This is a genomic window from Bacillus pretiosus (genome assembly GCF_051294775.1).
Lineage (GTDB): Bacteria > Bacillota > Bacilli > Bacillales > Bacillaceae_G > Bacillus_A > Bacillus_A wiedmannii.
In genome coordinates, this window is record NZ_JBPPHF010000001.1 from 1199947 (window position 1) to 1222017 (window position 22071).

The 22071-nt window shown below is 32.7% G+C and carries 16 protein-coding genes; 4 read left to right on the plus strand and 12 right to left on the minus strand.

Annotated elements, in window-relative coordinates:
• Nucleotides 1-2: 2 nt before the first annotated feature.
• From ACSG5Z_RS05920 to ACSG5Z_RS05940, 5 genes are all read right to left on the minus strand, one after another.
• The gene (locus ACSG5Z_RS05920) at nt 3-980 is read right to left on the minus strand and encodes a SagB/ThcOx family dehydrogenase (RefSeq protein WP_060486764.1); all 978 of its coding nucleotides are present in this window, start codon (nt 978-980) and stop codon (nt 3-5) included.
• A gap of 870 nt (nt 981-1850) precedes the next feature.
• The gene (gene pulA, locus ACSG5Z_RS05925; protein ID WP_435710989.1) at nt 1851-4415 is read right to left on the minus strand and encodes a type I pullulanase; all 2565 of its coding nucleotides are present in this window, start codon (nt 4413-4415) and stop codon (nt 1851-1853) included.
• A gap of 485 nt (nt 4416-4900) precedes the next feature.
• A complete protein-coding gene (locus ACSG5Z_RS05930) occupies nt 4901-6604 on the minus strand; it encodes a M4 family metallopeptidase (protein ID WP_435710991.1) in 1704 nt (567 codons plus the stop codon).
• An 893-nt stretch (nt 6605-7497) separates the two neighbouring features.
• Nucleotides 7498-9444, minus strand: a complete 1947-nt coding sequence (locus ACSG5Z_RS05935; protein WP_435710993.1) for a bifunctional metallophosphatase/5'-nucleotidase — start codon at nt 9442-9444, stop codon at nt 7498-7500.
• Nucleotides 9445-9997: 553 nt separating this feature from the next.
• Nucleotides 9998-10513, minus strand: coding sequence for a DinB family protein (locus tag ACSG5Z_RS05940; RefSeq protein WP_087983908.1), 516 nt, complete (start codon nt 10511-10513; stop codon nt 9998-10000).
• A 505-nt stretch (nt 10514-11018) separates the two neighbouring features.
• Here ACSG5Z_RS05940 and secY point away from each other — a divergent pair.
• Nucleotides 11019-12323 carry a preprotein translocase subunit SecY gene (gene secY, locus ACSG5Z_RS05945; RefSeq protein WP_435710995.1) on the plus strand — a complete coding sequence of 435 codons (1305 nt, stop codon included), beginning with the start codon at nt 11019-11021 and terminating at the stop codon, nt 12321-12323.
• 17 nt (nt 12324-12340) lie between these two features.
• Here secY and ACSG5Z_RS05950 read toward each other — a convergent pair whose 3' ends face one another.
• Nucleotides 12341-13378: a DnaA N-terminal domain-containing protein gene (locus tag ACSG5Z_RS05950; protein ID WP_435710996.1), complete on the minus strand. Its 1038-nt coding sequence runs from the start codon at nt 13376-13378 to the stop codon at nt 12341-12343.
• Between the two features lie 134 nt (nt 13379-13512).
• Nucleotides 13513-14430 carry a DMT family transporter gene (locus ACSG5Z_RS05955; protein WP_060486758.1) on the minus strand — a complete coding sequence of 306 codons (918 nt, stop codon included), beginning with the start codon at nt 14428-14430 and terminating at the stop codon, nt 13513-13515.
• Nucleotides 14431-14576: 146 nt separating this feature from the next.
• Here ACSG5Z_RS05955 and pdxR point away from each other — a divergent pair, with 146 nt between their 5' ends.
• Complete coding sequence (gene pdxR / locus ACSG5Z_RS05960) at nt 14577-16010, plus strand: MocR-like pyridoxine biosynthesis transcription factor PdxR (RefSeq protein ID WP_087983905.1); 1434 nt, start codon at nt 14577-14579, stop codon at nt 16008-16010.
• Nucleotides 16011-16131: 121 nt separating this feature from the next.
• Here the strand turns inward: pdxR and ACSG5Z_RS05965 are convergent, their stop codons facing one another.
• Complete coding sequence (locus ACSG5Z_RS05965; RefSeq protein ID WP_426706061.1) at nt 16132-17061, minus strand: NADP-dependent oxidoreductase; 930 nt, start codon at nt 17059-17061, stop codon at nt 16132-16134.
• 195 nt (nt 17062-17256) lie between these two features.
• On the opposite strand from ACSG5Z_RS05965, the gene mleBCA reads away from it, so the two are divergent.
• Nucleotides 17257-18111 (plus strand): BCA family alpha/beta fold macrolide esterase, encoded by an 855-nt coding sequence (gene mleBCA, locus ACSG5Z_RS05970; protein WP_088608800.1) that lies wholly within the window; start codon nt 17257-17259, stop codon nt 18109-18111.
• 118 nt (nt 18112-18229) lie between these two features.
• Here the strand turns inward: mleBCA and ACSG5Z_RS05975 are convergent, their stop codons facing one another.
• The gene (locus ACSG5Z_RS05975) at nt 18230-18565 is read right to left on the minus strand and encodes a hypothetical protein (protein ID WP_001257747.1); all 336 of its coding nucleotides are present in this window, start codon (nt 18563-18565) and stop codon (nt 18230-18232) included.
• A gap of 11 nt (nt 18566-18576) precedes the next feature.
• Nucleotides 18577-19746 carry a ParM/StbA family protein gene (locus ACSG5Z_RS05980; RefSeq protein WP_000025617.1) on the minus strand — a complete coding sequence of 390 codons (1170 nt, stop codon included), beginning with the start codon at nt 19744-19746 and terminating at the stop codon, nt 18577-18579.
• Between the two features lie 210 nt (nt 19747-19956).
• Between ACSG5Z_RS05980 and ACSG5Z_RS05985 the strand changes: the two genes are divergently transcribed.
• Nucleotides 19957-20358 carry a DUF2178 domain-containing protein gene (locus ACSG5Z_RS05985; protein ID WP_098200390.1) on the plus strand — a complete coding sequence of 134 codons (402 nt, stop codon included), beginning with the start codon at nt 19957-19959 and terminating at the stop codon, nt 20356-20358.
• Between the two features lie 44 nt (nt 20359-20402).
• On the opposite strand, the gene ACSG5Z_RS05990 is transcribed toward ACSG5Z_RS05985, so the two are convergent.
• Together ACSG5Z_RS05990 and ACSG5Z_RS05995 are read right to left on the minus strand one after the other, a co-directional pair.
• Complete coding sequence (locus tag ACSG5Z_RS05990) at nt 20403-20939, minus strand: DUF1697 domain-containing protein (RefSeq protein WP_087983901.1); 537 nt, start codon at nt 20937-20939, stop codon at nt 20403-20405.
• Between the two features lies 1 nt (nt 20940).
• Complete coding sequence (locus ACSG5Z_RS05995; protein ID WP_330938600.1) at nt 20941-22023, minus strand: aromatic acid exporter family protein; 1083 nt, start codon at nt 22021-22023, stop codon at nt 20941-20943.
• Between the last annotated feature and the right edge of the window lie 48 nt (nt 22024-22071).

The window sequence follows — 22071 nt, forward strand, 5'->3', positions numbered from 1 at the left end:
TTCTATTCGTTAATTTTCAGGCCAACTTCAAGCCCATGGAGAAATACTTGATGGTTATCCAAACATAAAAATTGCTGAATCTCTTCAAATTTCATATGACCAACTGAACAAACGCCTAAATTTAATGTCTCAGCAACCATATTTAAGGTAGCAGTGATAATGCCTGACTCAATACAAGCAAATAAATATCCATCTGAACCGTATTTCGGGATGGAAGCGTTCGCATTATAAACCAAATAAACTGAGAAAGCAGATTGAGTAAATAAATCCTGGTTAATTAACTCATGATCACTTTTGATTACTTGATCAATGTTGTTTACAATCACAAGACTATTTTTTGATGGGTTATAATAATAAAACCCAGCTTTTATACCTTCTATACGTTTTGGTTTTATATAAACAAAGATATCAATAGGGTAGAGTCCGCCTGCACTTGCGTAATGATAGTATATTTTTTCTTCCCTAACCTGTTTTAGAGTTGATATGAAATGGGAAAATTCTAAAAAATTAATATGTTTTTTCATATCAAATTGGCGACAAGACCTACGTTCCTTGATTATAGTGGGTAGCTCCTTTGTTGTTTCAAGTTGAATTTCAGTTGATCGCGCAGCAACGTGCGTTCGATTAAATTGTTCACGCATATACGTATCTAACTCTTCTTTAGAAAAGCGAATCTGGTTGCTATATGGATTCGGAAAAATCTTTTCTTGTGTGGAAAATACTTCTCTTGGGTGTAATATGTTACTTACTAACACACGATTTTTTATCATAAGCTCTATTGTTTTTTGTGTCTCTTCTATATTTCCTAAAGAAAAGTGCTCTACTAGTTCACTAATTTTTACACCTTTTTGAGCCATAAAATAAAACTCAGGAAACCACTCAGACAGAATGCCTGTAAATCTCATTTCCCCTATCAAAACTTCATTATGCAACTTCTCCCAATGCTTAATAGGAGACCAGTAATAAATTTTCTCGTTCATATAACCCTCCATAAACTTTTAACTTATTTTTGAAATGCAATTTTCTAATCTACAAAAAATATTTTTTAGATTCTGATCCTTGTCTCATAGTGATTATAAATACATGCACTTCAACGAAACTTGAAAATAATGAAATAACTTTTTCTTCATTAATTTTTTTTATTTCATCATAAAAAGTGTTTTTTTATTAGATATTTCACATCCTTTCCCATAGTAATCCTATAAGGTATAAACCATTTAGAATATTAAGAACATTGACGCATTTGCAATGTGAAATTATTGTAATGGATTGGAAAGCAGATGGGTATAGTTATTAAACACATTAATATTGAGAAAGTTTTATTTGTTATATCGATAAAATTTTCTCAACATTAATTACATATAGATTAAGAAAAAAATTTGAAATTTTTCTTTTGAAGTTAGTTTAAAAATGTAACGTACCATTACATACAAGTGAGTTACTAACATATCGTATTTAAAAAAGAGAAAAGACACCATTTAAGGTGTCTTTTCTCTTTTTTATGCCATATACTTTTTAAGCCTTTTTTATCTTTAAACGATTTGTAGAAATTAATACAACTCGAACATCTAGCCCGTTATATGTTCGAATATGTAATAAAAATTATATAAATTAAGAATGTATTTTAGATAATTTTATTGATAAACATCAAGGTATTTTCGCCTCCTCCTATCATAATAGCAATGTTTCCTTGTCTATCTCTTTTATTAATTTGTAATATAATTATAGTATGTGAAATTATATTACATGAACTTTAAAAGCGAAGTGAAAATAACCGTCACTTCGCTTTTTGCATTTATAATCCGTATTTAAATTACTCAATTCTATATATACTTCCACATTATTTGCTTTTATTTAATTGGTTTCTCCGTTTTTAAAACTAGTGAACTTAATGCAGGAACTTTAATTTTATTATCATGGACAACGTAAAGTGTTTTACTACCTGCCTGTTTTCCGTCTACTAGTACTTTCCACGGACCTTTCGATGGAAGTGTTATGTCAACGGCTTCCTTATTTGCGTTGTGAGTCACCATAAAGTATTCATTTTTATTCCCATTTCCCTTTATTGAATAAGCCACAACATTTTTGGGAGTATCCATAAAAGCTATATGTTTTTTTATTTGTTCTGGAGATGTCATTCGAAAAGCTGAGTACTTTTTGCGTAAATCTATTAAGCCCTTCATATATTCTACCTCATTATTAAATGCTGCACGGCGCAACCAGTCCATTTGGTTAATTGAATCAGGAGATTTGTAACTGTTATGATCACCATATTTCGTACGCATAAACTCTTGTCCTGCATGTAAGAATGGGATACCTTGTGATGTTAATAAAATCGAAGAAGACAATTTGTGCATTTGTTTTCGCACTTCTTCACTATCACTCGAATTAGTCAACTCAAGTTTGTCCCATAATGTATGATTATCATGTGCTTCCACATAAGTTAGCACCTGCTCCGGATCTTTATACGTAGACGAATTTGTATCGTAGTCAATGCCTGCCGTGATCCCTTTTTTAATACGGTCTTCCATGTTTTCCTTTCCATTTACAAATCCATTTTCCTTTTCCTCAAATACACTACCTTTTAATCCATCACGTATATTATCGTTAAAATGAGCAATCCCTTTCATTTTCACTGCATTTTTTTGATTTGCTTTCAATTCAGCTGCAAGAGGTGTATTTAAATCCCAACCTTCTCCATGCAGTATAATAGAAGGGTCAATTTGATTAACAGCTTTACGTATTTCATTCATTGTTTCATAATCATGAATACCCATTAAATCAAAACGGAATCCGTCTAAATTGTATTCTTTTGCCCAATATGTGACGGAGTCAACCATAAATTTCCTCATCATTTTCCGTTCTGAAGCTGTATCATTTCCTACTCCGGTTCCATTTGCAAATGTTCCGTCTTCATTGTAACGATAATAATAACCTGGAACTAACTTATGAAAATTAGATTCCGCAGCATTATACATATGGTTATATACTACATCCATTACAACACGAAGATTATTATCATGCAGTGTTTGAATCATTTGCTTTAATTCGGTTATTCTAACAGTTGGTTCATATGGATTTGTAGAATAGGATCCCTCTGGAACGTTGAAGTTTTTCGGGTCATATCCCCAGTTATATTGTGGTTCGTTTAAATTCTCTTCATTTACTGATGCATAATCAAATATCGGTAAAAGCTGCACGTGCGTAACACCAAGATCTTTCATATGATCAAGTCCTGTTTTCACATCTTTAGGCCCTCTTGTTCCTTTTTCAGTTACACCTAAATATTTTCCTTTATGTTTTATACCACTTTCGGGCTGAATAGAAAGATCACGTACATGCAATTCATAAATAATTGCATCTTCCGGATTTTTAAATTTTGGCTTTTTATTCATTTTCCATTTTTTAGGATTTGTTTCTTCTAAATCGACAACTGCACCTTTATCTCCATTTACAGAAGCAGCACGCGCATACGGATCAACTGCTTCTGTCCACTTATCCCCAATTTTCACCTTATACGTATAAAAGAGACCTTTTTGGTTCCCTGTAAGTTCTGCTTTCCAAGTGCCTTTTTCACTTTGTTGCATGTTTATTTCAGTACCTATTTTATCGTTCCATTTTTTATATGTAACTAATTTCGCTTCACTCGCAGTAGGAGCCCATACACGGAACTTTGTATGTTGTGGTGTATATATATTACCTAAATCGTTACCACCATAATAAAATGAATGATCAAACTCCGCACTACGAATGACTTTACCGATTTCGGTATACGTATCAGCTACGTTTTCGATTTTAACTTTGTATGATTGTTTTAAATCAATTTTCTGCTCCGTAATTATTTTAAACTTATTCGTAACATTCCCACTGTTTCTATCATAAGGACTAATATCCTTAATTCTAATGCCTTCAATTTCAATTTTCCGTTCCTTAATATGAAACGGCACATTAGTCGTTACAGTAATTTCATTAAAACTATCAATAGTTGCTTTTTGAATTGATAGATCCGAAGAAGGCTTAGAAGTATATACTTTATCATCACCAGAAAGAATCCATACTTCAGCACGACCGTCCTTTATATTTTCAATCCAACGATCGCCACCATCTTTTTCCCAATCATTTGTACGAATGATAAATCCTACACGATCATAGTCACCATCTAAATTAATTTTAGCGTACTTTCCAAATTCATCTTCACCAGTAAATTCATATGATTTACCATTCGCATTTTCTCCCCATAACCAAAGGTTCCAATCCTTTGTATTTCCAGACTGTTCTTTGTAATGAATGATAACTTCAGTTGTTTTCGAATTTGAAACTGCTTTTACACTTTGAAAAGAGAAAACAGATGATAACATAACGATTATAGTAAGTAATAAAACTGATTTGTTAATTAATCTTTTTATCATTTGCACCACATACACCCTTTCTTTAAATAGTACGTACAATTTATTATGCTCGTACTAAATTACACTACTTAAATTAATCTAGAACTCTCTTTTACTTCACCCCCATATTGGCTATTTTCACATATGTATTTCAATGATCTTTTAATACGAAAACGTTTGCATTAATGTTTAAAAAAATAGATTTATTTATGTCTGCATATATTTGTAAATACTAAAAGATCAAGGAAATCATTTTAAAGCAATCGTTTGTTATCGCTTTCATTCTATAGCACTTTCTATTAAGAGGTCAATATATTATTAATTTTCTGTTTTTATATACTTTAAACCTTATATATGTGTCGTAACTTCATAAAGATATACAACTTAATTATTGCTTAGTAAGTGTATTTTCAATCATACATTGCTGTATAAAAAAACAGCTACTATCTTTAAAATGACAGTAGCTGCTTTTCATAACGTAATAATATATGAATGAAAACTATATTTCTAACTTACTTAATTTTTGCTGCATCAAATGCATTTTGAACTGCTTGAACTTCAGCAGTATTTGCTCCATATTTATTCGTTGCCACTCGAATACATGCTGATCTCAATTCTTTGAAATTAGAAGTCATGTTTAACTCATCTGTATTTGCATAATAGAAGATATCAAACATTTTATCTTCACCAATCCCTTTAACAGTTACACCGTTATGAGTTCCACCTTTTGCAATGAGATACGCAACTTTATTAATAATACTTGAATTAAAATGAACGCCACCTTGATCCCATCCATTAAAATCGTTAAATTCACTGTAATCATCTGGATAAGGTACTCCAAGTGAAGATGGAACAGAAGCCGGGTTTTCCATATCACGGAAAACAGATCCAGTTTGTTCTCCCATCGTCCAGTTAAAGCTTCCATTATTTACGTATTTCTCAATAGATGTTCCCATAATATCAGATAGTGCCTCATTAATCGCACCAGATTCACCGTAATATTCAAGATTAGATTCGCTAGAAGTAACAGCATGTGTAAATTCATGGCCAGCTACGTCATATGCCTTGACGATAGGATCTCCATATACAAGCATACTTCCATTATTCGCACTTAATGCATTCTGCCAATTTTTCGGATCATTCGTATCTCCAGAATCCCAAGCGTGTACAACTGAAACTACCTTTTGTCCCTTATTATCAAAACTATTACGCTTGTATTTATCTTTATAAAAATCAAATACTTTTGTTGCTAAGTAATGAGCACTTACTGCTTTTGGATCGTTAAATGTTGTCGAAGTACTAGTTGCTAATGTACCAGGATAATAGCTTTCTTCTTTAGTAATGTCTCTATAATTCACATCATATGTTTCAATTCCTTGCCCTCTTGTATAATCAGCAAGAGCATATTTGCCATTACTTTGTTGAGAGATTCCAAATGTACGTGATATACCTAAATCATCTTTTCCTGTTCCAGTTAATGATGTAAGATTGCTTTTTTTACTTTTCTTTAATGCTCCAACTAGTTTTTCACTTGCTTTTAAGTTAGATTCTTGTACCATATTTTTTAACATATCACCATTTTGTGCATTTACTAAATAAGTTCCGGAAACATATTTTGGTGTTGCAGCTTCAAATGTAACTTGGTATGCATTGCTAGCTTGTCCATTATTTTCATCAACAAAAATAACTTCTTTAACTTCGGGCTCAGAAATAAAACTGATATCGTTCCCGTACTTCGTATAAATATATTGTTTTGCTTCATCTTTTGATAGATTAATAGGTTTTTTCAATTCTTCTTGTTTTAAATTTTGCGCACTATCGCCTGAAATACTTTTAATAACACCGTTATTATCTACGTGTGCAGTTAATTGACGGCCATATACTTCTTTTCCTTCGTATGTTTGCTGTATACGTACAAGTGTAGTCCCATCATATGAACCACGTTTTTGAAGAACTTTATAATCTACTCCTGTTTCTCCATTGACTTGCTTTGGAGAAAGAGCTTGTTCTGTTTTCTCCTTAAGAGCATCTTTTACTACATTCTCTGGTGCCTTTTGTGACGGTTGTGTAAGTTCACCCGAACGGAACGATTCTTCCTGAATTTGAACTTGAAGTTGATCTGTTTCCTCTGCATAACCTACTCCGTATGGTGCAACAGCCGTTAAAGCTAAACCTGTTGTTAATGCTACCTTAGTTAATGTCTTTTTGTTTTTCATTTTGTTCACCTCGTATAATTTTTGAAATAGAAAGCTTGTACAAAGTATACTTCCTGTTTCTGTCGAAAAAAAGGGAAAATACACAATTTATGTAACATTATGCAAAATTACATATATGTGGTCGATGATATAAATAAAGAACGACACATATATGTATATTAATTTCAATAAAAAAGAGCTCTTTTAGGCGCTCATCCAATTGGTTAGTTGTTAATTATCTATATTCATTCTAATCAAAGTGCCCTTACATCTAAATAACAACATAAAAACCCACTCTTTACTATTTTAAGAGTAGGTTTAATGCTATTAAAATAAAAATTGTTATAGGACATCTTATAATTTATATTACTTATTTAAACTTATATTTCGGACATGAAGTTGATTTAGGATAAAGATGGATCAAATGAATACTAATGACCTTGATAAACAAGAAAAAGAAAGTGCGTGTTTTGTTTTATGATGTATATAGTATATAAATACTGTAGTGAAGCAGCGCATCTACAATTTAGATTTTTTAATATAATGTTGTTATGTATGTCTATAGCTGCAAAGATGGATTGTAACGTTATGAGATAGCTGAAGTCTCATATGAGTTTCAGGCTTTTTTATTTTGTCAAAAATATCTTTAATTTGTCTCCCATTTAAATATAGTAAAGGACACATCTATTGCATGTTATTAGCTCAAGGTATGTTCTTTTAAAGCATATTATAAATATGCATAGTAAGAAATAAAACCATAATTATTCAAATAAAAAATCCCCCGGATTTGTTTAATGATCCAGGGGACTTTTTATTGTTGATTCTTTATATTTCCATACCGATCACAGACTTTTTTAGGATAATGGTATGTCCAAGTTTAATAGTTCTTTGCACGAGAGCTATCTATTTTATATTTATTTAATTATCCTACTAAGTTTTTTGTAAAATTCACCTTTTCTTTTTACATGATTAAACTGATTTGGATTAATATTAACTTTTTGTGAGAGTGCTACAATCTCTTCTTTTGTAATTGAATCTTTAGTATTTATAGATGCTATATTTGTATATTTTCCATCTTCTGTTTTTGGAATTTCTAAAATCCCTTTATTCACAAGATCCACTACAGCCTTGTGCTCTGAAGAATGTGTATTCACCCCAGTAATTTTCCAATTATGCATAACTTTTGGTGTGTATATACCATTCTTTACCGCTTTTAAATATGTAATAGCAAGGTTACGAATGGTGCCACCAGTTTCCCCAAATGCATTCTCTTGTTTAGATGACCATATTTGTTCAAACTTACGCCCCTCTAAAGCTCCACCTTTCGCCTGAAGAGCCTCCATTCTATAAGCATTCATTCCCAGCGTCATAACATCTTTCGTTTTGATTGGTTTATTTGTACGAATAGAGCGTAAATTTGTAATTCTACTTCCATAGGGTTTTGTTAAGTCAATTTCGTATTTTACGCCTCCAAAGAAATCGTTCGTACTGTATTTAGAAGCACGACGGGTTTTATCAAAGCTAACTGTTACATCTCCGGCACGAGATGAGTTAAAGTACCCTGCCGCCCATTCCATATAGTCTTTTAAGTCTTTCCCAGTTACCTTATATACTGTAATTTCTCCCAAAGCATATTGATAGTTATACGCAATATCTTTCTTCTTAATAGGACCTACATCCAAACGGGCATTATCGTTATCAATTTGATGGGCGACTACATCTGCTTTGCTGTAGTAGAGCATGACTTCATGAAAGAAATCTGATAAAGGTGTCTCTTGAATCTGCACACTTGGAATACCCTTTATTTCATTTTCAGGAACAAGGTTTCTACCCTTTAATTGAGCGACAACAACATTTGCATCTCCTCTCGCATACTCGTGAAAAGGTGTCAGTGTGTCTTCAAGTGTAGGATCAGATACTATTGTTGTTCCATCAGTATTTTTTACAGGTATAGCTGTAGCAGTTTTATCTTTTAAAACCAGCTTTCCATCTTGCTTTGTAAAAGTAAGGTCAATACGTGAGATATGTGTTCCATATTTATCTGGTTCTGTAATAATAACGCCATTTACAACTTCTTTTTTAACAAGTTTATGCATATGAGCTGCAAAAATAGCACTTAGTTCCGGACAAGCATTCGCAATATCTTGAACACCAGTACCAGGGATTCCATTCTCATTTTCTAGTCCCATATGCATAACGCCTACCATTACATCTACTTTACCTTCTAATTCTTTAATTGCCTTTTTTGTCTCTTCTACTGGATTTTTCACAACTAAACCATCCAAATGATCTGTCCCTTTTTCAAAATCACTAATCATTGGTGTATTCATACCAATAATCCCGACTTTAATTCCACCTTTTTCAACAATTGTATATGCAGGAAGAAAACGCTCTCCATTTTCCTTATAAATATTTCCTGCTAGTGTCTTGCCCTTATATTGCTCACTAACTTTTTTCAATGTATCTAATCCAAAGTTAAATTCATGATTTCCAAATGCCCAGGCGTCATATTCCATTGCATTCATCGCTACCATCATTGGCGATTGTGGCTGATCATTGAATAACTCTACTGAATTTCCTTGAATTGTATCCCCAGCATCTACTAATATGGTATTGGGATTTTCTTGACGCACCTTCTTTATAACCGTATAAAGCTGCGTTAAACTTCCACTCGTATTTGCACCATCAAGCGCATAATCCCAAGGCATAAATCTACCATGAATATCGGCAGTACCTAACAGTGTAATATTAACATCAGATTCCTCAGCTTTTGAGATAGATGGTTTGACTGTTACTGCTGTTCCAAGAAGTATAAAAATAACAAAATAACATAAATAGTTCTTCCATTTCATTTTTTGCATAATAACAATATTTCTCCCCTTTTTGTACTTTCATAAAGTTGCTTGAACTTTAAAAATGTAACTTATTATTCGGAAAACTTCAACTGCAAAAGAAAATTTTGGAGGTGGTTCTGCTGTGAAAATATAGAGAATAAAATGCATATACCCCCTAGCAGAATAGTATTTACTTCTTCCCCCAACGTGTGAAGAGCGCTAAACCAACGGTAGATGTATATGTACTGTCAAAATTATGGACATATAACTCATTTCCGGAAATCATTATAACTTAAAGATATAGTGTGTAATGCTGATTACATTTTCGGATTTCATTGCTAATTTATTTCCTTCTAAATGAAAATGCTGAGATCACTTCCAAAAATAATAACCCCGTTCTTCATTTAAGACGGGGTTCCACTTATACAACAATTCGGATTCAGTTTTTTTTCGAATATTCGTTTCCTATTCAAGAGTAAGATCTGCTAGTTTCGTATTTTCTTCTGCTTATCAGGACTTATATTTTATCACTCGAACCCTTGATGCTTTCCTAAATCGCTCAATAAATAGATAATAATTTTTACTTTTCAACTTCACAAAGCAATTTTACCTCTTTGATTTGTTCTATATGACGTTGTTCATGCAAATAGATTAATTCTATCCACTGATCAAGAAGTAATTCTCCAAGAGCTGGATGCATCACTGATTTTTTTGCCAATTTAGATTCATCTTCTATTGTACTCAGAAAACGCATCAATGCTTTTCTAGAGTCGTTTAACAAATCAACCATTTGCAGCACTTCAAATGGTTCTATACTTGGTTCAATCATTTCTGGTGCTATAAATTTTATTGATCTATCTAATACAATAGTATGAATTTCTTTACGCTCATTTTGGAAACTATCCATCTTTTTTAATCCTGACAAAATAACCGTTATAACTCTCTCATCTAATAAAACTAAGTGATGACAAACTTGTGCTATACTCCATTTATCCTTATCTGGTTTTCTATTAAATTGAGTATCACTTAACAAAGTAATTTCCTCAAATAATTGATTTCTCGTTTCATAAAATTTGTCCTTTACAAATGTATTCATGTGAATTCTCCTTTCATTAGAACCTATATACTTAGATTCCTGCGTTAGAAATATTCTCTATAGAAGAAAGATTTTCCTTCACTACTGTTTCTCTAATTCACGACTAAATATATGAGTTTTCTCAACATCCTTGAAGATTTCCTTGAGGTTATCATGTGCTGCAGCTACACCATAATACTTTCCACCGAATCCTTTCAATACAACTACATAAAACGTTCCTAATTATCAATCTAGCATTAAATAAATGTAAAAAATGCCCCTATTCATTCATTTTTCATGCGTATGTATGTACATTTGTTAATTTATTCGATATATTATGTGTATTGAATGATTACGAAAAGCTTATTGGTCGCTAAAAAACACCTTATATTTTTATATCCGAGAAAACTACAAAGTGTATAAAATTCCATTTGTCAAATGAATTTAATGCGGAAGGAGGTTTGTGGTTACTTCATCGGGATATAACCATCAGTTTTGAACTGATAAAAATATAGGAGGCGACATAATGTTTCGTACGATTTCAAATTTCATGAGAGTAGCTGAGATAAGAAACAAAATTCTTTTTACACTAGCGATGCTAATTGTTTTTCGAATTGGCACGTTTATTCCAGTTCCTCATACTAACGCAGAGGTATTAAAAGTACAAGATCAAGCTAACGTTTTAGGTATGCTAAACGTATTTGGCGGAGGAGCACTGCAACACTTCTCAATCTTTGCTGTAGGTATTACACCATATATTACAGCTTCCATCATAGTACAATTACTACAAATGGACGTTATACCTAAATTTTCGGAATGGGCAAAGCAAGGAGAAATGGGCCGAAAGAAATCAGCTCAATTCACTCGATACTTTACAATCATTCTCGCATTCATACAAGCCATTGGGATGTCTTATGGTTTTAATAATATAGCAGGTGGACAATTAATTACAGATCAAAGCTGGACTACATACTTATTTATTGCGACAGTTTTAACTGCAGGTACTGCATTTTTACTTTGGTTAGGTGAACAAATTACCGCTAATGGCGTTGGTAACGGTATTTCGATGATTATCTTCGCAGGACTTGTTGCGGCGATTCCAAATGTTGCGAATCAAATTTATTTGCAACAATTTCAAAATGCAGGCGATCAATTATTCATGCACATCATAAAGATGGTCTTAATTGGTCTCGTAATTTTAGCGATAGTTGTTGGTGTTATTTACATTCAACAAGCTGTGCGTAAAATACCGATTCAATATGCAAAAGCTGTTTCAGGAAACAATCAATATCAAGGAGCAAAAAACACTCATTTACCTCTTAAAGTAAATAGTGCTGGTGTAATTCCAGTTATCTTTGCTTCCGCATTTTTAATGACGCCGCGTACAATTGCGCAGCTCTTCCCAGATTCAAGCGTATCGCAATGGTTAGTTGCAAATCTTGATTTCGCACATCCACTTGGAATGACGCTTTATGTCGGTCTGATCGTTGCTTTCACATACTTCTACGCATTTATTCAAGTAAACCCTGAACAAATGGCTGAGAATTTGAAAAAACAAAATGGCTATGTGCCTGGTATTCGTCCTGGTAAATCAACAGAACAATATGTAACGAAAATTTTATATCGTTTAACATTTATCGGTGCAATTTTCTTAGGTGCCATTTCAATTTTACCGCTCGTATTCACAAAAATTGCTACATTACCACCTTCTGCACAAATTGGTGGTACAAGCTTACTTATCATCGTCGGTGTAGCACTTGAAACAATGAAGACGTTAGAAAGTCAGCTTGTGAAACGTCATTATACAGGGTTTATAAAAAAAGTAAATTAAGTAAAAAACACAGTTGGTTATTTTTCCAACTGTGTTTTTGATTCTACTACCTCTAATTTTCCCACTAATGTATCAATCACTTTTTCTAAGTTCACAATTTTTTCTTCTAATGCTTGGATGCGTTTTTCGCTATCCTCTACATTATTATATTTTAACTCATCATTGGAAGATTTGAACTGCTCCCATAATTCAAAAATAGTATTTTCAGTAGGTGATTTTGATTTTTCACCACTACTGGTTGCATCTTTATTTGATTCTAATTCAAATTGAAGTTCATATGTATTTCCAGTTAACTCTTTAGCTATTTCCGCAATTAAATCTTTATAAGACTTTTCAACCCATCCTTGTTGGAATTCGTTTTCAAAATAAATGATTAATGAATTTTCATTTATTCTGGCTGTCGTTTCTTTAACCCATGTTTCATATGAAGGTCTTGAAATTATTAATTGCATTTTACCTTTTATTTCATTCCAAATTGTATTGGGTTCTTCTTGTCCGGAAGTGAGTGGATTATTTTGCATATGATGAATATGTGTGATAGGAGTGGTTTTTGATTCTATTTCGAAGCAAATTTGATATTCTTCATTAGTAAGTTTCTGTACGGTACTTGAAATTATATTTTTATACTCACCTTCAAGCAAATCACGATGAAACGCATCCTCACAAAAGATTATTAATGTATTATCTTCTATAGTAGCATTTGTATTTCTAACCCAGGTTATAAATGTTTTCTCTGCTAATTTTGGCCTTAACGCTTTCTTTACTTCATCCCAGCTATTTAGCCTTTCTTTTGGAACATCTTTCAACTTTGATGGTTCGTCATTACATAGATCAAACTGAATTTCAAACGTCGTATTAAACATTTCTCTTAATGTATGAAATACTAATTCTTTGTAGTGAGATTCTAACCAGTCACGAGCAAATTCATTTGGACAATAAATTGTTAATATATCATCCTCTAAATAAACAGTAGTATTAGTAAACCAAGTTTCATATGATGGTTTTGAAATTTGCGGTCGAATTTTTTCCTTTACTTCAGTCCAATTCATTTTCATAATAACTCCCCTCTTTTTATAGTTCTCTTTCATATAGCTTAATAATATTACGCCTTTCCAATAAATAAAGTCAATCAGTATCATGAATAAAATTCAAGTAGCCCTGTTATATACAGGGCTGCTTCTTTATACAACTACATTTCCTTCTCAAATAATTTCCCTTGTTTGAAATAGCTCCGGAGTGTGGATCGATTAGCTAAAAATACACCAACCAAAATAAAACAAGCACCTATTCCCATTGTAGGGTTTAAAGGTTCTCCTAATATGATATATCCTACAATAATAGCAATTAACGGTGATACATATAACCACGTTGACGGGAATACAGGATTTGTTTTTGATAAGAGCCAATAATATAATCCGTGCCCACCAATTGAGCCGATAAAGATAAGATATAAAATAGGCCACTGTACACTCCATGAAGCTAATACAGATACATTCGGTTGTTCTACTATGACGGATGCGATTAGTAATAATACCCCTCCGTAAAACATTTGAATACCATTAATGAGAAATGGTGATACACTTTGTAAATCCGAAAGTATTTCTTTTGAGCGAATAGAGCCTATTCCGTAAAATAACTCTCCTATTATTAAAACAAAACAAGCGATACTCCATATGAGACTTACTTCTTGGTGCGTTCCTGGTAAAGAAACAAAAACAACACCTATTAGTGCGATAATTAAAGCAAAAAGTTGCTCTTTTTGTAATTTTTCCTTATTTCTCTTTGCCTGTAATAATAAAATCATCATCGGCCCCGTAGCAGAAAGTACAGCAGCTAACCCTGAAGAAATATATTGTTCCGCCCAGTACAATGTAGCAAATGTCATAAACGTTAAGCAAAAACCAGCATATATAATACGTTTTGAAAATACATGTGGCATAATTTCCTTTCGCTTTAACTTAAATATAATCATCAGAATGACGCCTGCTAAAAAGAAACGAATTCCTGCTGAAAATAATGGGGGCGCTCCTGCTTCAATTCCGATTTTTATCGTTAAAAATGTTGTTCCGAAAATAATACATACTAAAATATAATTGAAAATGACCATTTTTCTTCCTCCTTTTTACTCTTAACATGAGTATAGAAGGTATGGTGTATAACAGTGTATCTATGTATATAACAGTTACTTAAAATTGTAGTTGATTCTCTTTATATTTTTCGCTTTAATAAAATAAAAACGAAAAAGGTGAAACCATGAAGATTGTCCTTCGTAAAGAATCCAACATACCGTATTACCAACAAATATATATGCAAATCGTTGAAAGAGTACAAAGTGGCATGCTTGCACATGGTGACCTCCTTCCATCTTTACGCTCTATGGCCGAAGATTTGCAGATTAGCCTATTAACTGTTCGTAAAGCATACAAGCAATTAGAAAAGAAAGAATATATACGCATTGAGCAAGGAAAAGGTGCTTATATACATAAACATGTAAAGAAAGATTTCAAACCAATTCCGTACAAATGGCAACAAACGAAAACGATTAATGTTATGAGATCTCAATATGCAATGAATCAGCACCGAAAATATTACGATTTTTCACAAGCTATTTTGTATCCTCGTTTATTGCCAAATCCATTCTTAGCAGACGAAATGCATAAAATACTTCATAAAGACCAGATGATCCTAGCAACTTATGGGCCAGTACAGGGTGATTATGAACTGCGAGTTGAAATAGCAAATTACTTAAGTGAACACCAGAATTTAGTGACCGATCCATCTAAATTATTAATTACAAGCGGAGCACAACAAGGAATTGATTTAATTGCTCAAACATTATTAAAACCTGGTGATATTGTATTAGTGGAAAGTCCTTGTTACAGTGCTGCGCTTGATATTTTCATCAATAAAGGTGCTAAAATTATACCAGTTTCTCTTGATAATCATGGAGTTCGCTCCGACTTAATCGATGATATTTGTCAAAGTAAAAATCCCGTATTATTGTATACGAATCCAACTTTCCAGAACCCGACAGGTACAGTAATGAGTAATGAACGGCGAATGGAACTTATAGAACTAGCAGAGCTATATGAGTTTTTTATAATTGAAGATGATTCTTTCGGAGAAATATATTTTGAGGGTGCTACTATTTCCTCTCCTATCAAAAATTTTGATACGAATGGTCATGTAATATATATAAAAGGATTTAGTAAAACGTTAGCACCAGGATTGCGTATCGCATCTCTTATTGCCGATGGGCCTATTTTTGAATGGTTATATGCTGTAAAAGGTTCAATGGATATCGGTAGTCCTTTATTAACGCAAAAAGCACTCCTTCCTTTTTTACGTGCAGAACGTATGAAAAATCATTTAGAAAAATTACGTACGGCTTTACAAATTAGACGTGATATAACGATTGATATGTTATCACCACTTAAAGAATTACGATTTGAAATACCAAATGGTGGCTTTAATTTATGGATTACACTTCCTGATTCGATAGATCCCTTTACCTTATTACAAAAAGCAAATGAAGTAGATGTCTCTTTTTTACCAGGAACAGCTTGTCTATTAAATACAGATATAAGTAATAACCAATTACGGATTAGCTACTCGATGTTAAATGAAAAAGATATGTTGATTGGTTTAGAGAAATTACATGATACAATACGAAACTGTATATTATAGAAATAACATTACATATCCAATAAGAAATACTATCCAAAATGAAAATGTGACTTTTTGGATAGTATTTTTTTCTGCGTTTTTTGTAGTTCAACTTCACTTTCTCTACAAGCCACTATTTTCATTATCCTCCGACTTTCATTACAATTTTACCTCTAATATGTTGACCTTCACTCAAAATATGAGCTTCTCTAACCCCCTCTTCATTAAACGGCACAACTTTACTTATAATTGGTTTTATTTTTCCGTGTACAATTAATTTTGATAATGCTTCAAATTGCTTTCCGTTTGGTTTTAGCCATAAAAACCCTGATTTTATCCCTTTTACTTTTTGAATTGGCTCATGAACAATCGAAACTAACACACCACCAGATTTTATAATTTGAAAGCTTTTTTCTTGTACTTCGCCACCTATTGTATCTAATACAATATCGAAATCTGATAGTAACTCTTCAAATTTATCTTTTTTATAATCAATAACGAGATCTGCTCCTAAAGACTTTAAAAACTCTTCATTCTTACTACTTGCAGTTGTCGCAACAAAAGCTCCAAATGATTTTGCGATTTGGATTGCCAAACTTCCAACTCCACCAGCTCCAGCATGAATGAGTACTCGGTCATGTTCTTTTATTTTTGCGTAATCTACAAGACTTTGCCACGCTGTAAGTCCTGCAAGAGGAATAGAAGCTGCCTCTTCGAAACTTAGATTAGTAGGCATATAAGATACTAAATCCGATTTTACTGTAATGAATTCGGCATAAGAGCCCTTCCCTATATTTTCAGGTTTCGTAAATACTTTATCTCCTACTTTGAAGCACTCTACCTCTTCCCCAACTTCTTCAATAACCCCAGCTACATCCAACCCTAAAATAATTGGAAATGAAAATCGCAACTGTTCTTGTAAGTCTCCTTTTCTTATTTTCCAATCAACAGGATTAACAGATGTCGCGAGAATACGTATCAATACCTCGTTACCTTTAACAATTGGTTTTATAACTTCTCTTTCTTTTAATTCTTCAACATTACCATATTGATCTATAACAATTGCTTTCATTTCCATTCCTCCTTGCTATTTATTTTAATAACATACAAATATTTCTCAAAATTTTTTGCCTTGAATTATCATAAACTTATTTTTGGGGGTAATTACGTAAGAAGCGTTATGAATTCCGTAAAAAAACGTACACTCACCTTAGAATCGCTCAAAACTGTATTTTCAATTACATTCAAAAGAAATGGGGAGAACTCTATGACTGAAAAGATATTTAAAATAAACGGGATTGATATATGTACAGAAAGCTTTGGAAACCCTAAAAACCCAGCTATTTTATTAATTATGGGTGCTACGTGTTCAATGGTTTATTGGGATGAAGAGTTTTGTGAACAGTTAGCTAACACGGGGAAATTTGTTATTCGTTTTGATAACCGTGATGTGGGATGCTCTGTTACATATGAGCCTGGAACTTCCAATTATACAGTTACAGATATGGCTGAAGATGCAATTGGGGTCCTCGATGCTTATCATATTGATAAAGCACATCTATTCGGTATGTCATTAGGTGGAATGATCGCTCAAATTGCTGCTGTAAAACATCCCGAAAGAATTTTAACGTTAACATTACTGGCTACAAGTGTGATAGGCTCTGACGATAACACGCGCGATTTACCTCCGATGGACGAAAGAATTTTAACACATCACGCAAATGGCACGCATTTAGATTGGACAAATAAAAATGTTGTAGCAAAATATTTAGTTTCCGGATCTCGCCTATTATGTGGGTCCAAACGAACATTTGATGAAAAAAGAGTCTATAATCAAGTAAAACAAGAAATAGAACGCGCAAACAATCTATTAAGTATGTTTAATCACGCTTTACTTCAAGGTGATGATGCTTATGAAGGTGTGCTTCACTCCATACAAGCACCTACATTAGTTATTCACGGAACAGACGATACTGCACTCCCTTTTGAACATGGTCTCGCACTTATTGATGAAATTCCTAACTCAGTCCTACTAACCCTTGAAGGCGCAGGACATGAAAATCATCCTGATGACTGGGAAGACATCATTCATGCAGTTATTGAACATACATCTAAAATATAGATAAATAACGAATAGAAGGGGCACACCATAATTTGTGCCCCTTCTATTCGTTACATGTAAAAAAGCCCATCACTGTATCCGTATGTATAGTGATGGGCAATACTTATTTTTTCTATGTTTAAAAAAACGGACAATCTAATTGATCAACAGATTCCCATGATTTTTTTTTTATATTATCGGTGGATTTATTAGCTTCTAGTGGCACGTTTTTAAAGGGATTTACTTCGACCTTTAATAAAGATGATGGCTCCACGTATAATGAGAAAACATGGCTACTTGGTATAGCTTTTGACACATCAATATCTCCTACTTGTTTAAAGAGTTGCTGCGCTGCAAAGAAAAAGAAATTGGTTGGGTTTGATTGTTTATTCAGCCATGCAATCATTTCAGGTGATACTGATTTATGAATATTGATTTTTACTCGATCACCACGTTTATATCGCCTAGATCGCATACTTCCACCAACTAACTTATCGTTAAGTTTGTAAATCCTAACTCTTTTTGCTTATGCTCTCTATATTTTGGCGAACAAGTGTAGACTAATAATCCACGTGCATTTGTAAATAATGGATTATCTACAAAGATTACATTTGTTAGTCGTCCTTTTTGTTTTAAAATCATTTTTAAACTGTTTTTAATAATTACTGCGCCCCCGCCATAAATAAATACGTATGGATCGTCTTTCATGTCATCAATTTTGTTTATGATATCTGTTGCGACACGCGCTGCTAAACCTAATAATGCTGGTTGTGATTCTTCAACTAGTAACGCATTTCTTGGGTGCTTTTCATTTAAATAAATTTGGTTAAACTCTGTAATACTATCAATCGTCTTTGTTGGATACTTCCGATTCCATCTTGTAATAATTTGTAGTAACGTTTCTTTCACACCGTATGATAAGCCCTTACTTAGTTGTGGTCTAAAGTTCACACCTAGTGAAACTACTTCTTCTGTCGTCCCTGCACCAATATCAAAAGACAATAAAGTTTTATCAACAAAATCAATTTCTGAAACTTGATTTTGTTCACATTCTATTTTATGTTTCACTACATTTCCTTCTTCATCATATACAATGCCCCACGTACCAGAAGCGCCCTCAGGTAGGCATTTACAATATTCGATTGAAATATTAATTGTCACATCACGTCCGTTTGGATAATGGAACACAACCTTATGATTGCCCATATAACGTTTCGCATTTTCCGCAGCTATTTCTTGTGTAATAAGCTGCATAGGAAGAGCAACAGATAAATCATAACGAATATTAATATGACTAGAAGTTGGACTTTGACGCATAGCACTTACTGCTAAACCGGATAGAATTGTAATAACCATTAACTCATCAGTTGACTTATTTGATTTCTTCTCAACCTCAGTGCCTTTTAATTGATCTTGAATGACTTTTTCCCCAACGATATACCGCACGTTATTTAACATTAGCGATGGAGAACTAATGGTCACGTCAATGTGATTTTCTAATTCAGATAATGAAACATCACTCTCATCTAACAATCCTGTAGGCTCTCCTATATATAAAGAATATATACTCGGAATAAAAATAGGGTCTTGCCCTTTCACCATTAACTTCAAACCGTTATTTCCTGCATCAGCACCAGCTTTTAATAGAATAGACATAACTACCCCCTAAATTAATCTGACATCCCTTCCAAATATATGCGAGCCCATTCTTTTACATTCAAATGTAATGTAATTTTTTATTAATCATAAAAACAAAATATCATGTTCTTGCACCATTTGTGTAAAAAGTATTTGACATAAAATTCTTCCAATTTTATACTATATATGTAAAGAGTTTTTTACAACTATGGAGGTGTCATTTCTAATATGAATCGCAAAAATTACATTTTACTAACAATCGTTTTATCGTTACTTGGAGTGCTTATACATGGAGTCTATAAATACATCTCTGAAGGTGCGATTTTAGGTGGAACAATCTTCGCAAGTGCAATAATAATTAGCTACCTCATCAATCATATTACGTGGGGAGATCCAAACGGAGTATCGGAAGAAAGCCAAGATGAAATGGGACAGCAAATACAATATAAAAGTTTTAAAATTGCTTATTTTGTACTTATATGTCTTATGTTTTTTGTTTTACTATTATCAGAAGGATTTGCATTCCTATTACTCGATGAAATAAAGAATCTTCCTCTTTTTATCGCCCTTTGTTCTTCATTCTTTATTTATCCTATCGTCGAACTTATAGTCGCAAAACAATATAAATAAAAAGGTGAGATTTTCTATATACAGAAAATCTCACCTTTTTATATTTATATACCCTCAACTATCGCTTTTAATTTATTCACAGTCCGCCAATTTCTTACTGTAGCTGGTGTATGTAACTTCTGAAACTGGTTCATTAATTTAGAATTTCGAATGCTATTTTTGAAAAATAAATACACAACTTTTTCATGAATATAGCAATCTTCAGTCTCATTTTTTTGCATAAGCAGCTGATCTTTTTCTTTTTCAGAAAGTTCGTTTGCTAAGAAAGCAACATGTATACTTTCACCTTCTAGCAATGAATCGGCTTCATAGGGGCATCTTTTTATCATATTTATAAATTCCTCATGTGTTCTTAACATGACTGGAACATCAAAACCAAAAACGTTTTTAATTTCCGATTGTATTCGTTTATTTAAAAAATCAACATCATTTTCAGATTCGAACACGATATTACCGCTTTGAATATATGTTTTTACTTGTTTTAACTCTATTGATTCAAACATTTGTTTTAAATCCGCCATTTTGATTACCTTATGCCCACCTACATTGATTCCTCTTAGTAATGTAATATAAATTGTCATATCAATCCTCCCCATTTAAATGAGCCGAACAATTGAGTTGATTTTCACTCTCATATTTCTCGGATATTTGTTTTAATTCCTCTAACATATCATGTATAGATAATACCTCAAACAAAATGATAGATTCGCTTGAAAAGTGATGATGATATTGATTTGGTTTACAATGTCCTAAATCATTTTTATAATCCCAAAATTTTTTGTCTAATTCATCAATCAGTTTAAAATGTTCTTCATCTATTTCATTACAATTATTTCTTAATATAGAAATTACAGAATGAACCGTTCGCTGTAATATCTCTTTTTTATTTTGTGACCAGTCCCATGTTTCAATTGGTGCTCGAGCTAAATTATCTATATGGTAAATAATTTGCTGCAATATATGGAGTTGCTTCTGCATGGCTAAAAAGCTTCTCATTTCCTTCTTTGTATGTCGATGATATTTCCAATCTTTTTGCTCATATTGAACAAATTGTACCGCTTTATGTAATGATAAATTTAAACTAGATAGATTATGAGTTGTCTCTTTCGTTATAACTTTCCCTTCAATTAATGCATTAAGCCATTCCTCCATAATATTTGCTGTTTTAACAAATAGCTCCTCTGTACATCCCGAAATGGTTTTAAGGTAGTGTGGTGGCAAAATGAAAAAATTCACTAAAGTAGATACTATAATACCAGTAGATGTAGTAGCTAATCGAATTAAAAATGCAGTGAAATAATGATCTGCCGTAATAGGGATCATTGCAACAGCAGTTAATGTTGCGACTAACGTTCCCGCATGTAACTTTAGTTTTTGACATGTAACGATTGTAAACATCGCTGCTAACGCATAAGAAAGAGCCTGATGACCTAGGGAAAATGTGAAAGTCATTGCATACGCCGATCCAATTGTTGAAGCTGGAAAACGAATTAGCCCTTTTTTTATAGAATCCGTTGCAGTTGGCTCAATCGTTACAATAGCCGTGATGACAGCAAAAATAGTGGGTATATTGAAAAATTCACAAACTAGAACTGTAAGAAAAACTGCTATTCCGGTTTTTATCACCCTTCCTCCAACAATATTCCATTTTCTAACTTGATTCATTTTGTATTTCCTTCATTTCTATTTCATTTATATATATAATCTACATTA

Bases quoted from the DNA above. Each gene is read 5' to 3' on its own strand.
- ACSG5Z_RS05935 (WP_435710993.1), bottom strand. From the start codon at position 9,444: ATGCAAAAAATGAAATGGAAGAACTATTTATGTTATTTTGTTATTTTT.
- ACSG5Z_RS05940 (WP_087983908.1), bottom strand. From the start codon at position 10,513: ATGAATACATTTGTAAAGGACAAATTTTATGAAACGAGAAATCAATTA.
- ACSG5Z_RS05955 (WP_060486758.1), bottom strand. From the start codon at position 14,430: ATGGTCATTTTCAATTATATTTTAGTATGTATTATTTTCGGAACAACA.
- mleBCA (WP_088608800.1), top strand. From the start codon at position 17,257: ATGACTGAAAAGATATTTAAAATAAACGGGATTGATATATGTACAGAA.
- ACSG5Z_RS05990 (WP_087983901.1), bottom strand. From the start codon at position 20,939: ATGACAATTTATATTACATTACTAAGAGGAATCAATGTAGGTGGGCAT.
- secY (WP_435710995.1), top strand. From the start codon at position 11,019: ATGTTTCGTACGATTTCAAATTTCATGAGAGTAGCTGAGATAAGAAAC.
- ACSG5Z_RS05985 (WP_098200390.1), top strand. From the start codon at position 19,957: ATGAATCGCAAAAATTACATTTTACTAACAATCGTTTTATCGTTACTT.
- pdxR (WP_087983905.1), top strand. From the start codon at position 14,577: ATGAAGATTGTCCTTCGTAAAGAATCCAACATACCGTATTACCAACAA.
- ACSG5Z_RS05975 (WP_001257747.1), bottom strand. From the start codon at position 18,565: ATGCGATCTAGGCGATATAAACGTGGTGATCGAGTAAAAATCAATATT.
- ACSG5Z_RS05950 (WP_435710996.1), bottom strand. From the start codon at position 13,378: ATGAAAATGAATTGGACTGAAGTAAAGGAAAAAATTCGACCGCAAATT.
- ACSG5Z_RS05920 (WP_060486764.1), bottom strand. From the start codon at position 980: ATGAACGAGAAAATTTATTACTGGTCTCCTATTAAGCATTGGGAGAAG.
- ACSG5Z_RS05930 (WP_435710991.1), bottom strand. From the start codon at position 6,604: ATGAAAAACAAAAAGACATTAACTAAGGTAGCATTAACAACAGGTTTA.
- ACSG5Z_RS05995 (WP_330938600.1), bottom strand. From the start codon at position 22,023: ATGAATCAAGTTAGAAAATGGAATATTGTTGGAGGAAGGGTGATAAAA.
- ACSG5Z_RS05980 (WP_000025617.1), bottom strand. From the start codon at position 19,746: ATGTCTATTCTATTAAAAGCTGGTGCTGATGCAGGAAATAACGGTTTG.
- ACSG5Z_RS05965 (WP_426706061.1), bottom strand. From the start codon at position 17,061: ATGAAAGCAATTGTTATAGATCAATATGGTAATGTTGAAGAATTAAAA.